Genomic DNA, 14568 nt, shown 5'->3' on the forward strand with positions numbered 1-14568 from the left:
GATGGAGAAAAAATCTGAAAAAACGACTCATTTTTGCCGTTCGAATGTGACTTTCCATTTGTCTTTTTTCGTTTTTCCGTCTACTTTTGTCAAACTGCATCGTCCGAAGCCCCGAATCGAAAGCATGTCCCCTTCAGCAACCTGATAGGACGGATCCTCAACGGCTTTCCAATTCACCTTAACGAGCCCGTTTTTCACAAGGGTCTGCGCTTTCTGCCGGGATTGCCTGCTCATCGAAGCGCAGACGGCGTCGAGACGCAATGAAGAAACCGTGTCATCCCTTATTTCGACATCTGAAGCGGGAATGTGAAGGGCCGAAAGCTCGATTTTCTCAAGCTTTACCGGCGCTTTGCCCGCTTTGGTCAGCTGAGTGCCGACAAAATCGGCGATTTCACCGGAAACGATAAGCTGCACGGCTTCCTCTGAGAAAATCAGGTCGCCGTATTTCTGCCGCTTTAAGCCGATCCCCATTAATGATCCGAGAAGAGAGCGGTGATCGATGCTGACGAATTTTTCAGCGTATTGAACGTCAAAGGCCTGAAGCTCAAAATCATCTTGTTCAGGTTCCATATATTCAGGGTATAAAATCGCGCGTTTGCGCTCAGCTCTGTCATATCCCCCAAAAAAAGCAAGACCGCACGCATCGCCGATGACGGCTTTTACAATCACCTGTTCCCGCGGATCTAAGAAATCAGTCAGCTTCATCCGATATTGGTCCAGGACAATCTCTTTCCATTCAAGCGCCTGGTCGATAAAAGGCCGCTCGTCGTGTCTGAAGTGCTGGTAAATATCGCTCATGTTCTTTCCTTTCTATGTAAAGAGGCTTGGCTGGTGCCAAGCCCGTATCAAACTGTCGCATTCAAGTATACATTGCGATCATGCGGTATAGGCCCCAAAGTCCCGTCGTGGCAAACCGAAGCACGATAATCGCTACAATCGGGGATATATCCAGCATGGCAATGGGCGGAATGATCCTTCTGAACGGCTCTAAATACGGTTCGCAAATCGATGCGAGAAACCGTCCGACCGCCGTTTCTCTCGTACTCGGCACCCATGACATAAAGATGTAGATAATCAGGGCAAACGAGTAGATGTAAATTAAATAACTCAGAACGGAAAAAATTTGATAAAGAATCATCCTGCTTTACCACCTCTGATGTTCGTCTTCATTTATAAGCTCCGAAATCGTGCCGGAAACATCGACATTATCAGGCGTGCACAGAAAAATATCCGAACCGATTCTTTGAATGTCGCCGCCGATGGCATAGACGGTTCCGCTTAAAAAGTCGACGATTCTTTTCGCCTGATCATGCTGGATGCGCTGAAGATTGACGACAACCGCCCGCCTGTTCTTTAAATGATCGGCGATTTCCTGCGCTTCCGCATATACACGCGGTTCACTCAACACCACTTTAGAGGATTTCTGAACACTTTGCAAGCTTACTACGTTCTGTTTGCCCGCAGGCTTCTGAGCGTAGGCACTCTGTTTATCTTTTTGCTGTTCATGCTCTTCCGGACGATCCTGCTCCGTTTCAATGTATTCGTATTCGTACTCCTCCTCATCCATCGAGAAAAAGTTTTTCAGTTTATTTTTCATGCTCATTTGTTTACACCCCCTGTTTCATTTCCGACTAATGAAGAGCCGATTCTGATAAAAGTAGCGCCCTCTTCAACAGCGATTTCATAATCATTTGACATGCCCATTGACAGTTCCCGGCACGGTGCGTTTGTCTGGTTCAGCTTTTGCACCTGGTCCCTCAGATCACGCAATTGTCGGAAACAGGCTCTGATTGTTTCTGTATCGTCTGTCAGGGGAGCCATCGTCATCAGGCCCTCTACAGAAATGTTTCTAAACTCAGAAAGCTCTCTGATAAAGGGGATGACCTCCTCTGTTTTCAAACCGTGCTTAGACGGCTCAAGCGAAGTATTCACCTGCACAAAACAGCGAACCGCATGCTGCGCCCGTTTTTCAATTTCTTTAGCCAATGACAGTCTGTCTAAGGAATGTATATAAGATACACGGTCAACGACGGCCTTCACCTTTCTGGACTGAAGACTGCCGATAAAGTGCCACACGGGGCTGCCTTTGATGACATCCTGCTTACGGATAAGCTCGGCATCCCGGTTTTCTCCCAGACTTGTAATACCGGCATCCACGGCCTCTTGAGCCCTTTCGGCTGATACGTATTTTGTAACCGCGATGACGGTTACATCTTCGGGGCTTCGGCCCGATCTTTTACATGCTTCGTTTATTCTTTCGTTTATATGTCGTAATTGATCAGCAACACGCAAGATAACTTATGCCTCCTTCATTCCGATAAAGGACATCATGCGTCCCGTTTTTCCTTTGTCGCGGCGATGTGAAAAGAATAGTTCACGCTCTTGTTCGGTGCATAAACCGCTGACTGAAATGTTTTCTTCCGGAATGCCGCAATGTATCAGAAGAAGGCGGTTGACCTCTTTTAAATCAAGCTGATACCGGCCTTTTTCCGTTTCGCGTATGGCGGATTCTGCGGAAAACGGCAGCGCCCGGACTTCATTGATGACGCGGTCGTCGACGGTATAGCTGTCCGCGCTGATGGACGGACCGATGACGGCCTGAATATCTGTTAAGCGGGAGCCTTCTTCGTTTACCCAGCGTTCCGTCATGATGCACCCGATTTGTCTGACCGTCCCCTTCCATCCGGCATGGGCAGCGCCGATCATGGATTTCACCGGGTCATAAAAATACAAAGGCACACAGTCTGCAAAACACAGGCCCAAAAAAAGATCCGTATCTTTCGTATAGAGCCCGTCAGTCCCGCGGAATGCGGAGGAATAGTCTCTCGCCCCTTTACCTTTATCTCCCGCTGTCACGCATCGGACGCGGTTTTCATGTGTCTGATCGGCGAATACCCAGGAATCCAGATCAGTACCGCATAAGGACGCTATGATTTCACGGTTTTTCACAACATCATGAGCTTCGTCCCGGACGTGCAATCCGGTATTTAATGACTCATACGGAGGATTGCTGACACCGCCGTTTTTCGTTGTGAATCCGGCGATGACCTTTGTGTTATGCTGATTCACACGGTTCCAGTCTTCTATCATGAGTGCCGAGGGGGTGGTAAAACTAAACGGGTGATATGTATTCATGAAGATCCAACCTTTCGACAAACATTAAAAAGCGAATTTCCCACTCATTTTAACACAATTTTAAGCATACGTTTAGCGGCTGATTGAAAAATGAGATAAATAAATGTGCCGGAAACATTGAGATTTCCGGCTTTTTACAAGTAAAGGGAGGATTATGCTCCCCCCTTTGGTTCGTTTACACGCACTAAGATGACATCTTCCCCAATTTTAACTATATTTCGCCAAGGAATGATCATTTCCTCTTCTTTTCCGAAAAAACCGAGAACTTTTCCGCTGCCGCCTAAAATAATCGCCTGAATTTTTCCCGTTGTCACATTAATATCAATATCACCGATGCTTCCGAGTTTTTTTCCGTTCGACACGTTTACTACATCTTTTATTTGAAATTCAGATATGCTGATCATTTGTATCACGCCCTTTGCCCGTTCTTTTTCCTATTATATGAGCGGCCGGGCTGAACCTTGTCACATCGGGCAATCTTTTTTGCGGCTGCACCAGGTGTGGATAAATCTCAGCATGATTTTCGTATAGTCCATCAGCTCATCGACGGACACTTCTTCGTTTACGGAATGGGCGTTTTTTAAATCGCCGGGTCCGTATATGACGCTCGGAATCCCGGCATGATAAAGCCATCCTCCGTCTGTTACGGTTTGGGAAACATCAATGACGGGCTCCTGTTGTTTGACGGCTGAGTGCGATTCCGCCAGAACAGAAACGGCCGGATGGTCCGGGTCGATTTCCAGCGCCGGGAAGACCTCTCCTCTGTCTTCAATCATGGAAGATCCGCCCCATTTGAACACCGGCCTGTTTTCCCTGAGCCACAGATCACCGTCAGAGACACGATTGATATAGTCTTCGATTTCTGCCGCAGCTTGTTCGTGCGTTTCGTTCGGGTAAAAGTGGACGGTAATCCATAATCGGCATTCATCGGCGACAAACGCTGCGTGCCTTCCCCCTTCAATAACGGCGGGGTTGATCGTATTGGTGCCTGGTGAAAAGCCGGGATAGCTTTTCGTTACCGCCCAGTGGCGTTCCAGCTCTCCCAAGGCAGTGATGATTTTCGCCATTTTTTCGATTGCGCTCGCTCCGAATATGCCTCCGCCCGCATGAATCATATTGCGCCTCATGCCGTCATGAAATGTTTGTTTGCTTTTCAATTCTATCCAGCCGGTGATGACTCCGCCCTGCCCTTGAATATGCAGGCTGCTCGTATCCGCGACAACCGCAAAATCCGCGTGATAGCCGCGTTTGCAGCATTCCAGCGTCCCCGCCTCGCCGACTTCTTCTCCGATCACAGACTGTACAATGAGGTCGCCCGCAAGCTCAATGCCGGCATCATGGATCAGCTTCAGAGAAAAAAGAACACACGCCAATCCGCCTTTCATATCAGCGGCGCCTCTTCCGATCAGCATGCCGGCTTTAACGAGCGGCTGAAACGGGTCAGAGTCCCAGTCTTCATCCCTGACTTCGGCTACGTCAATGTGTCCGTTTAAAATCAGGCTTTGATGCCCGCTTGAATCTGTCCCTTTTAAAACACCGACTACGTTCGGGTCTTCCGGGTACACATCCCACATATCGACCGAGCAGCCCATTTCTTTTAAAAATCCGGCCACCCACTTCTGAGCTTCTGCTGTATTTCTTGCAGGCGGAGCCGGTGTCGGAAAGGCGATCAACCTTTCAGCAATATGTATTAAATCGCCCCGCCGTTTATCCGCCTGCTGCAGCAGCATGTCAAGCTGATTCATTGAACATCTCTCCTTTTGCTGTATTAAAAAAACCCGTTTCATCAAATGAAACGGGTAAAAACGGATTTCCCTCCGCTTTTTTTCACCGCTTCCCTCCGCCGGCATGATCCGGATCAGGTCCGTTAAGGGTTGAGACCAATGTCTCTCTCAGCTGCACGTCAGCAGCACCCCCAGGGTGAATTGATTTTAGTTGACGGATGATGCCGCTTTTGCACGCGTTAAAAATGGACGGCCGTTGTTCCATAAGACGTTGACAGGCATATCGAAAAACGCTGTAAGCCGCTCGTCAGAAAGCATGTCCTTGATTTTCCCGGCAGCGAACACCTCGCCTTGTTTTAAAAGCAGCGCCTGATCAAATACCGGCAGAATTTCTTCAGCATGATGAGTGACATAAAGGATGGACGGCGCATTTTCTTTTTCAGCGATCGACGTTATCGTGTCCAGCAGCTGCTCTCTTGCCATAAAATCGAGACCCGTCACGGGCTCATCCAAAATCAGCAGTTCCGGATCAGCCATAAGCGCCCGCGCAATCAGCGCTCTTTGCCTTTCCCCCTGAGATAACGTTTCATACCGTCTGTCCGCGAAACTAATGGCGCCTAAATCCTTCAGAAGACCGATCGCTTTTTCCCTCACTTGTTCACTCGGCGTTTCGTAAAGCCCGATTGAAGCGTACGCGCCGCTGAGGGCGATTTCAAAAGCGGAATCCGCGGCATATAATTTGTGCTGCAGACCCGCCGAAACAAGACCGATTTTTTTTCTGAGCCTGTCACCGAGCTCTGTTTTGCCGAATTGATGGCCGAGCACCTGCATCTCTCCTGAAGTGGGAAAGTAATAAGAACATAACATATTCAGCAAGGCTGTTTTTCCGGCTCCGTTCAGTCCGAACAGCACCCAATTTTCGTTTTTCTCAACGCGCCAGTTGATATTTTTCAAAATCCATTGGCCGTTTCTTTTTAATGACACATTGTCCAGCTGTAAAATCATTGCAGTTCCCCCGTTTATTTGTTTCAATTTTCTTAAAACTTTTACACATTAGAATACATCACTTTTTCGCAAACGTAAACCGGCGCACGAAAAAAGCCTTTAAAACAATGTTTAAAGGCTTTCTCCGTTATTGATGGATATTCTTATTCATTTGTTTAATGGCTGCCTTTTCAAGCCTTGAGACCTGAGCTTGGGATATGCCGATTTCTTCTGCGACTTCCATTTGGGTTTTCCCCTGGAAAAAGCGTTTTCGCAAAATCATTTTTTCCCGTTCGTTCAGTCTTCTCATGCCTTCTTTCAGAGCGAGCTCCTCAATCCATTGTGTATCCTTATTGCGCTCATCGCTGATCTGGTCCATCACGTAAATCGGATCGCCGCCGTCATTATAAATCGGCTCAAACAGTGATACCGGATCTTGGATGGCGTCAAGGGCAAACACAATTTCTTCATGGGGCACTTCAAGAACTTTGGCGATTTCCTCTGCTGTCGGCTCCCTGCTTGTCTCACTGATTAACCGCTCCCTTACTTGAAGCGCTTTATATGCGATATCGCGAAGCGACCTCGAGACGCGGATCGGATTGTTATCCCGCAAATATCTGCGGATTTCTCCGATAATCATCGGTACAGCGTATGTTGAAAACTTAACATTATGGCTTAGGTCAAAATTATCAATGGATTTCATTAGTCCGATGCAGCCGACCTGAAATAAGTCATCAACATACTCTCCTCTGTTGTTAAACCTCTGAATGACGCTTAAGACAAGGCGCAGATTGCCGTTTACAAGCTTTTCCCTCGCTGAATCATCGCCCTCATCCTGCAATTGCTTAAACAGCTTTCTCATCTCTTCATTCTTGAGTACCGGTAATTTGGAGGTATCCACCCCGCAAATTTCGACTTTATTTCTTGACACGTTTTTCCCTCCCACTAGGAGCTGCTGTACAACGTTAAGTATCTCCTCGGGTGGGAAAAATATGCACCGTCATTTTACAGAAATAAACATCCGGCACCGGCAATCCTTGCAGCAGTAAGGACTGTCAGATGGAAAAAATTTTACACCATTTTGTTAAACTCTTTTCTCAGTCTTTTAATAATCCGCTTTTCGAGCCGGGAGATATAAGATTGTGAAATCCCCATCATGTCGGCTACATCTTTTTGTGTTTTTTCTTCTTCACCGACAAGCCCGAATCGCAGTTCCATGATCTGCTTTTCTCTATCATTTAATTGCTCAAGCGCTTTTTTCAAAAGTTTTTTATCCACATTGGCTTCAATGTCTTTTGTAATAATATCATCATCTGTGCCGAGCACATCCGAAAGCAGCAGTTCGTTTCCGTCCCAATCAATGTTCAGCGGTTCATCAAAGGACACCTCTGAACGGATTTTATTGTTTCGGCGCAAGTACATTAAAATTTCGTTTTCAATACATCGTGACGCGTAGGTTGCGAGTTTGATTTTCTTTTCCGGATTAAACGTGTTTACCGCTTTGATTAAACCGATTGTGCCGATGCTGATTAAGTCCTCGATATTGATGCCGGTGTTTTCGAATTTGCGGGCAATGTAAACGACAAGGCGTAAGTTTCTCTCAATCAGGATGGCCCGCGCCGCCTGATCCCCGCTCGGCAGCTTTAATAAGAGCACCTGCTCCTCTTCTTTAGACAAAGGCGGCGGCAGCGCTTCGCTCCCTCCTATGTAATATACTTCATCACTTTTCAGTCCGAGTTTCATCAGCCATTTATACCATAAATATGTCAGACGCAACTTAAGTTTTTTCATCTTCCTCCCCCTTCTAAATACAATGCGTTTTGAGTATGATGAATAACAGACTTTTCGTCAGGATACATGCTTCACAGCCTTCCCGGTCAGCATCTTCGGGTGAACGATTCCGTCAAATTCACCATCCGCTGATAATGGTTTCGCGCTGATGCCGATCAGGCATTTTTCACATGCGATCATCTCGTCTTTCGTTATAATCGTGACGTAATCCGGCTTTAAACAGAGTAAAAATTGATTGTCCTGACCGACGCCCCTGTATGGAATCAGCCTCAGCTTATCCGCATGACGGAACGAATCATCAAGCTGCTCTATCACTTCAAGCGGACTGGCAGATTTGATGATGTCCGTTTCCTTTTCACTGAGAATCGGAGCGAATTTGTCAATGTGAAGGATCATGACCGGCGTTTTTGTCAGCGGATCATAAAGCTGATTCCCGGAATCCACCAGGCCTTTTGCGCGGATTGTCTGCCCGCTGAATTCTGCCTGAACCATGACAAGTTCATCGTACTGAATGGACTTCGTCTCGATGTCTTCGATTCTCTTTTTCGAAAAAAACCATACGGCCGGAAATCCGATGACAACAAATATCCAGCTGATCGGGTCACCGAAGCCGGTCTGGCTCGTAACCATGGCGCCGTGTTCTACAATTGATTCTGTCTGCAGCAGGGAATGTACGCCGATCATTCCCCCGCCGACGAGAAAGGTCGCGAAATAAAAGGCGAACAAATTTTGAAAAAAGTACCGAAATCGTTTAAAGCCAAAAGCCGTAAGCACGATGACAACTGAAAATGCCATTTTTCCCGCCGGATGCTCCACAAAGGGAGAAACAGGCGTAAACATCAGAAGCACAATGGCTGATCCGATGAAACCGCCGGCGGCCACTCTTCTTTTTTTCACCTGGCGTTTTAAAATAAAGGCGGTTAATAAAAGCAAAAGAGAATCAAAACAAAAGTTCAACAGCCAAATGACATCCAGATAGATTTTCACATCTGACCCCTTTCCTCTTTTGTCTTACATATCTGTTTCTCTCTCTTGTTTCATAAGTATAAAGCAAGCTCTGTGGGAAAGTCTGTCAATTAATGTTGAGGGGAAAGTACAATTTTTAAGGGATAACCGTTTTATTTGTCGAGGGTCGAAGAGATTGATTTCCTATTGACCGTCTCAGCAAAAAAAGCGCTGCCGTGTCCCGGCAGCGCTCTGTTTTACTCATTGATATAAAGTTTTCCTTTTGCTGTCTGTCTCGTTTCATTTCCATAGTCATCTCTTGCAATAACGTCAATTTTTGCTCCGCTTGCCTTGATGGAAGAAGTCGCCGTCCAGTAACCCTCATATCGTCCCGGAGAAATTTCTCTCAGCGGAAGCTCCGTCGCGTTTTGGGTCCCTGTCCGGGCGTTTGCCAGAGGCATACGGATCACGAAAGAGGCGTCTAATTTCTTCCCGCTTGAAAAAGCGATTTTCACTGATTCTCCGGCTTTTAATTCTTTATCCGCTCCGGGAACCAATCCGGAGATGACGGGAGCGTGATAATTGACATCAATCACCGTCTTTTTTGTTGTTTTGTTACCCGCTTCGTCTGAGGCCGTGACTTTGATTTCGTTGCTGCCGTTTTCCAAAAGGATTCTTGCTTGATAAGAGCCGTCACTCACCTCGGCCTTTTTGCCGTTCACCTTCACCCATTTTAGATGGTTATCGTAAGCTTTTCCTTTTACAGTCACCGCTTCTTTATTTGTTTTATCTCCGTTTGCCGGACTGTCAATCGTCACATCCGGCTTATCCTGATCGAGTATGACCGTGACAGGGCGTGACTCATCGGTTGATCCCTTGTCCGTCACAGATGCCGCCGTCAGCCGATTGGCATCTTTACGCAGTGTGACATCAGCCTGGAAATGGCCGTCTGCATCCGCTTTCGTTTCAGCGGCGGTTTTACCGTTATTGGTCAGGCGGACTGCGGTTCTTGGTGAAGCCGTTCCTTTCACCGTGATGGACTTCTTGTTTGTAAATGACCGGTCATCAGGCGACGTGATGTCAGGCACGGAAGCTTCGTAGTCGACTAAAGCCCTGATCATAAAGTTTCCGTCTGATTTATCGGCTTTTGACCAGCTGCCGTCGAGGTATTGCCAGTTTCTGTTCGAATATGGACTGCCGTCGTCAGATGACAGGGCAGGTGAATAAGGATCGGGTTTCGTCTGGCGGAGCACAAGATAAAAATCCTTTCCGACCTCGATTCCTTTTGAGCTGAGATCCACTTTGGTCCATTCTCCGTTTCGAAGCGCTTCAGCTTGGAACGGGCCGGCAATTTTGCTGCCCGGGCCCCCGTCAGGGCCGGATGCATCATATACTTCTGCTTGAAATTCTGTACCGCCCGGATCAGGCCAGTCCGCGCCCCAAAATTTAAAGAGGCCTCCTGTCAGCATACCGTGTTCTTTTCCATCTTTAAGCGTCATCTTAACGGCAGATTTGCTGCCTGCCTTAAAATAGGACAGTCCGGCTTCTTCAGTTCCGTTATCATAGGCAATTTCCCCTTCATAGCCGATATACGGCTTAAGCTTGGCGTTTTTTTCAGCATCCCCTTTGATGTCAACAGAAAATTCACTGTTGTAAAAGCCTTTTGCGGCTACTTTAATGGTGTATGAGCCTTCGTACGCCTGAAGCGAATATTCCCCTTTATCATTTGTCACCGCAGGCTCAATTGCAGCGTCCTCCACTACATAAAGCGCGGCCCCTTCCACCGGTTCGCCTGTCGACTGATTGGTGATGGTTCCTTTTAACGTGCCGGACGGCATTTGCTCCAGTGTAAAGTCTGCCTGTGCGGTTTTGTCTGCTTGAACAGAAACTTGTTTTGCAGCGGGTTTAAATCCGTATGCCTCGGCTTTCAGCGTATAGTTTCCCGCTTTATGAGACAGGCTGTAGCTTCCGGTTGCGGGGTCGGAATACACGGATTTCCCCGTCTCGGCGACACTGATTTGCGCTCTGAGCGGCAGGAGATTCGTTTCTCGTTTCACCGGTTTTCCGGATGATTTTACCGCCGGTTTGGCCAGTTTCGGACTGACGGCTTTTTTCTTCAGATGGCCGGGCGGTGTTTGTCTATTGTGTTTACTTTTTTTGGCCGCCTTGCCGAGAGGGCTGCTTGAAAGCCGGACGTCATCAATATACCATCCGTCTTCATTGAGTACTTCGTCTGACTGCATATTAAACATAAGCTTTATATTTTGGCCTTTATACGCGGATAAGTCTGCTTCTTCATCATTCCACCCTGCGGAGTCACCATTGTAAACAGCAGCCTGCTCCCAATTCGATTTTCCTTCCGGCAGAACGAACACGTACCCGTAATCAAAAAATTCTTCGAGCTTGTGCCAGCTTTTAAATTGCAAAAACAATCGTCCTGAATCCGGAACCTGGATCGGAGGCATCACCAAATTCATATTGGCTGAATCGGCATACGGTCCGGACAGGTTCGTCGCATACACTTTATCTCCGGAAAATGCAGCGCCGGGGCCTGAACTCGGAATCCCCCATTCCCATTGGTCATGTGTCCCGTAACTGGACCAGCCGGCCGGCTGTGATTCAAAATCTTCTTTGTACCCCGCCGTAATGCTCGGTTTTACATCAGCCCGGTACGTATCAGATTCTGCAGAATGACCCCCGAAATCTTTTATTGTCCATTTATAACTTACCGTGCTGCCCGTTACGTGCGGAATTTCTGCCTGATAGAGTCCCTTTTTTTCATCACCGCTTTTTTGAACGGCGGCGATCGTTTTCCACTCTCCTTTATCAAATTGATAGGAAAGTAACACCTCAGTCACGCTTACATCATCTTCTGCTGTAACCGTTAACGGCAGATTTGCCCCTTTGTAAGCTTCATGGACGGGTTCATGCTGCCAGCTGGGGGGATTGTGATCTTCGCCCGCAGAAGATACTTTGCCTTCTACGCTTCCGATTCCGTCTGTTACGGCAGAAACGGCGTCAAAAGCATTGACTAAACCGTGGCCGTAGCCGTTATTCGGTGATTCTGGAAAAACGGAGTCTGTCAGCTTTTCAGCGGTGCGCGTCAAAACGTCTTCCATTTCATCAACCGTAATAGACGCGTTCGCCTGCCTTAACAAAGCCGCCGTCGCCGCCACATGCGGCCCGGCCATTGAAGTTCCGTTCCAGCCGCCTTCATATGTTCCCCCAGGAATAGAGGAACGGATATTCACTCCCGGAGCCGAAATATCCGGCTTAGTTTCATGATACGGTGAGGGGCCTTGAAGTGAGAAATCAGCGAGTTTCTTGTCGATGTCAGTCGCACCTGTCGCAAATGCTTCCGGATAATTGGCCGGATTTGCGATTGAACCGGGTCCTCCCGGTGTAAATAAGTCTTCATTTCCCGCAGAGAATTCCGGAAAAATCTCGGCTGCTCTCCATGCATTCACCATATCGCGGTACCACTCGTCCATACCTGAACCGCCTGCCCAGGAATTATTGACAACATCCGGCGCCATCTCGGGATGCGGAGTGCCGTTTTTATCTTTTGGCGCGAGCACCCATTCACCGGCATCCAAAATATCGGCATCGGTTCCTCCGTCATCTGAAAATGCTTTTACTGCGATCCATTTCGCGCCCGGAGCGACACCGATTTGATTTGAGCCGTCAGGTTCTGAACCCGTCATGGTTCCTGTTACATGAGTGCCGTGTTCAAGATCATCGTAGGGCGCGTCTTTTTTAGACACGGCATCATACCAGTTCATTTCATGGTTCGGCGCTGCGGGATTTTCAGGATCGTACCCCCGGTATTTCTCCTTAAGCGCCGGGTGATCCCACTGAACCCCTGTATCAATGGAGGCGACAACCGTACCGGTGCCGTCGTACCCTGAGGCCCAGGCCTTCGGCGCATCAATTTGGCTGATGTTCCATTCAACGCCTCCCTTTGCCTTGATCTCTTTTTGTTTTTTCTTCAATTGAAAAGGAGCTTTCGATTGAGTAAGCTGACGCTTTTCATTCGGGAGAACTTTTTCTACTTCAGGAAATGAGGCAACTTTCTCCATCACCTCTTTCGAAGCCGTGACTGCCATTCCGTTGACAATATAATAGGAATGGATGCGCTCCGCCTTGCCTTTCTTTTTTTGTTTTTCCAAATATGTTTTTATATTCTGCTGGGCATTATGAGCCGCTACTTTTAAAGAAGAGACGACCGCTGACCGCTTTTGATATTCTGTTTTTGCTGCAGAAAGCGATTGGGACTTGGCGTTTTTCTCTGCTTCTTTGACCGCTTTTTTCGTATCGGCTTTCTCTTTAAATTTGATGAGAAATGTGACTTTATCATTTTTCTCAAAACGCTTCTTGACCGAATCGGAAATCTTATGCTGAATGCTCTTAGAGGAAGAAAGATCTTTGGTGGCAGAAACTGTTCCCGGTGCGGTCTCCGCTACGGCTGCACCCGGAAACAGCAGTGAACTGACGACAATCGCGCTTAAAACGGAGCCTGTCCATCTGTTTCTCATTTTTTTCTTCAATCGTATCCCCCCTTATTTGGAAATGCAATATAAATTTGTATTCCTCCCCTCTCAATTGGAATGGTTTGTCATTTCGATGCTGTACGTTAAATGTAGACAATCTTCTATTCAGATATTGTCACATTCTGTCAGAAAGCCGGACGAAACTAGAAAACAATCAATTGGTCATAGGTATAAAGTTTCTATTTTTGCTGTATAGATCATGGAGATAGGCAGGAAGACTGAGCGAAAAAAGAAAAAGGACAAAACCATGTGGTTTTGTCCTTTTTGCATCAGCCGCGTTTGTTGCGGTTTCTTAAAAATGTAGGAATATCAAGGGCATCATCCGCCGGCTGTGAAGTATGGCGGTTTACCGTGTTTTGATGCTGTGTTTCTTCTCGTTTCGGCTCACGTTTCGCAGCAGGCTGGCTTTGAGACTTCAAGCCTTGGTTTAAATTCGGACGCTGCGGTTTTGAGTCATCTTTCTCCTGTTCGATAAAACCGGTCGCGATGACGGTAACGACGATTTCATCTTTCAGATTTTCATTGATAACTGAACCGAAAATCATATTCACATCAGGATCAGACGCAGAAGCGACGATATCGGCTGCTTCCTGCACTTCGTAGAGGCTCAGATTTGTACCTCCCGTAATGTTCATTAAAACACCTTGCGCTCCGTCGATTGCCGCTTCAAGGAGCGGGCTGGAGATGGCCTTTTTAGCGGCTTCGGCAGCACGGCTTTCTCCTGTTGCGATCCCGATACCCATCAATGCTGAACCTTTGTTGGACATGATGGTTTTAACATCGGCAAAATCCAAGTTGATTAAACCGGGCGTCGCGATAAGGTCTGAGATACCTTGCACCCCTTGGCGAAGCACGTTATCAGCTTCACGGAATGCTTCAAGCATCGGTGTGTTTTTATCGACAATTTCTAAAATCCGGTCATTCGGAATAACGATCAGCGTGTCAACGGCTTCTTTCATCGCCGTGATACCGCCTGCAGCCTGCAGCTGGCGTTTTCGTCCTTCAAATGTAAACGGTCTTGTTACGACTCCGACAGTCAAAGCGCCTAAGTCTTTTGCGATTTGCGCAATAACCGGTGCGGCTCCCGTTCCGGTACCGCCTCCCATTCCGGCTGTAACGAACACCATGTCAGCGCCTTTTAACGCTTCTTCGATTTGTTCTTTACTTTCTTCAGCGGCTTTTTTGCCGACTTCCGGATTCGCTCCCGCTCCGAGACCGCGGGTCAGCTTTTCTCCGATCTGCATTTTCACTTTCTGCTTTTGACAGGTTAAGAGCTTGCGCGTCCGTATTGACCGCGATGTACTCTACACCCTGTACTTCGTTTTCAATCATTCGGTTGACCGCGTTATTACCGCCGCCTCCTACTCCGATTACTTTAATTGATGCTAAGCCGTCTATGTTTGTTTCGAAATCCAACATGCTAAATCCTCCTAATCTGC

The 14568-nt window shown here is 47.5% G+C and carries 12 protein-coding genes, 1 pseudogene and 1 riboswitch; all 13 genes and pseudogenes read right to left on the reverse strand.

The features are described 5' to 3' along the window. Positions 1-27 precede the first annotated feature (27 nt). Complete coding sequence (locus tag ACXN9U_RS06880) at positions 28-798, reverse strand: YlmH family RNA-binding protein (RefSeq protein WP_047475109.1); 771 nt, start codon at positions 796-798, stop codon at positions 28-30. 61 nt (positions 799-859) lie between these two features. Then, entirely contained in the window at positions 860-1138 is a 279-nt protein-coding gene (locus tag ACXN9U_RS06885; protein ID WP_016936193.1) for a YggT family protein, read from the reverse strand. 6 nt (positions 1139-1144) lie between these two features. Next, positions 1145-1603, reverse strand: a complete 459-nt coding sequence (gene sepF / locus ACXN9U_RS06890; RefSeq protein WP_060962838.1) for a cell division protein SepF — start codon at positions 1601-1603, stop codon at positions 1145-1147. Continuing rightward, positions 1600-2292 (reverse strand): YggS family pyridoxal phosphate-dependent enzyme, encoded by a 693-nt coding sequence (locus ACXN9U_RS06895; RefSeq protein WP_060962839.1) that lies wholly within the window; start codon positions 2290-2292, stop codon positions 1600-1602. The genes sepF and ACXN9U_RS06895 overlap by 4 nt, the downstream gene beginning before the upstream one ends. 6 nt (positions 2293-2298) lie before the next feature. Next, positions 2299-3135, reverse strand: coding sequence for a peptidoglycan editing factor PgeF (gene pgeF / locus ACXN9U_RS06900; protein WP_060962840.1), 837 nt, complete (start codon positions 3133-3135; stop codon positions 2299-2301). A 152-nt stretch (positions 3136-3287) separates the two neighbouring features. Beyond that, on the reverse strand, positions 3288-3539 hold the full coding sequence (locus tag ACXN9U_RS06905) for a YlmC/YmxH family sporulation protein (protein ID WP_003154415.1): 252 nt from the start codon (positions 3537-3539) through the stop codon (positions 3288-3290). Positions 3540-3599: 60 nt separating this feature from the next. Next, entirely contained in the window at positions 3600-4880 is a 1281-nt protein-coding gene (locus ACXN9U_RS06910) for an acetylornithine deacetylase (protein WP_060965042.1), read from the reverse strand. A 73-nt stretch (positions 4881-4953) separates the two neighbouring features. Then, positions 4954-5062, reverse strand: a riboswitch (TPP riboswitch). Positions 5063-5066: 4 nt separating this feature from the next. Beyond that, positions 5067-5864, reverse strand: coding sequence for an ABC transporter ATP-binding protein (locus tag ACXN9U_RS06915; RefSeq protein ID WP_060962841.1), 798 nt, complete (start codon positions 5862-5864; stop codon positions 5067-5069). Positions 5865-5991: 127 nt separating this feature from the next. Continuing rightward, positions 5992-6774: an RNA polymerase sporulation sigma factor SigG gene (sigG, locus tag ACXN9U_RS06920; protein WP_013352181.1), complete on the reverse strand. Its 783-nt coding sequence runs from the start codon at positions 6772-6774 to the stop codon at positions 5992-5994. 140 nt (positions 6775-6914) lie between these two features. Next, entirely contained in the window at positions 6915-7634 is a 720-nt protein-coding gene (gene sigE / locus ACXN9U_RS06925; protein WP_016936200.1) for an RNA polymerase sporulation sigma factor SigE, read from the reverse strand. Between the two features lie 57 nt (positions 7635-7691). Continuing rightward, positions 7692-8621, reverse strand: coding sequence for a sigma-E processing peptidase SpoIIGA (spoIIGA, locus tag ACXN9U_RS06930; protein WP_438421880.1), 930 nt, complete (start codon positions 8619-8621; stop codon positions 7692-7694). 215 nt (positions 8622-8836) lie between these two features. Continuing rightward, the gene (locus ACXN9U_RS06935; RefSeq protein ID WP_060962843.1) at positions 8837-13126 is read right to left on the reverse strand and encodes a S8 family peptidase; all 4290 of its coding nucleotides are present in this window, start codon (positions 13124-13126) and stop codon (positions 8837-8839) included. 272 nt (positions 13127-13398) lie between these two features. Then, positions 13399-14548: pseudogene (gene ftsZ / locus ACXN9U_RS06940) on the reverse strand (cell division protein FtsZ). Between the last annotated feature and the right edge of the window lie 20 nt (positions 14549-14568).

Source organism: Bacillus sp. BACIII (assembly GCF_057836745.1).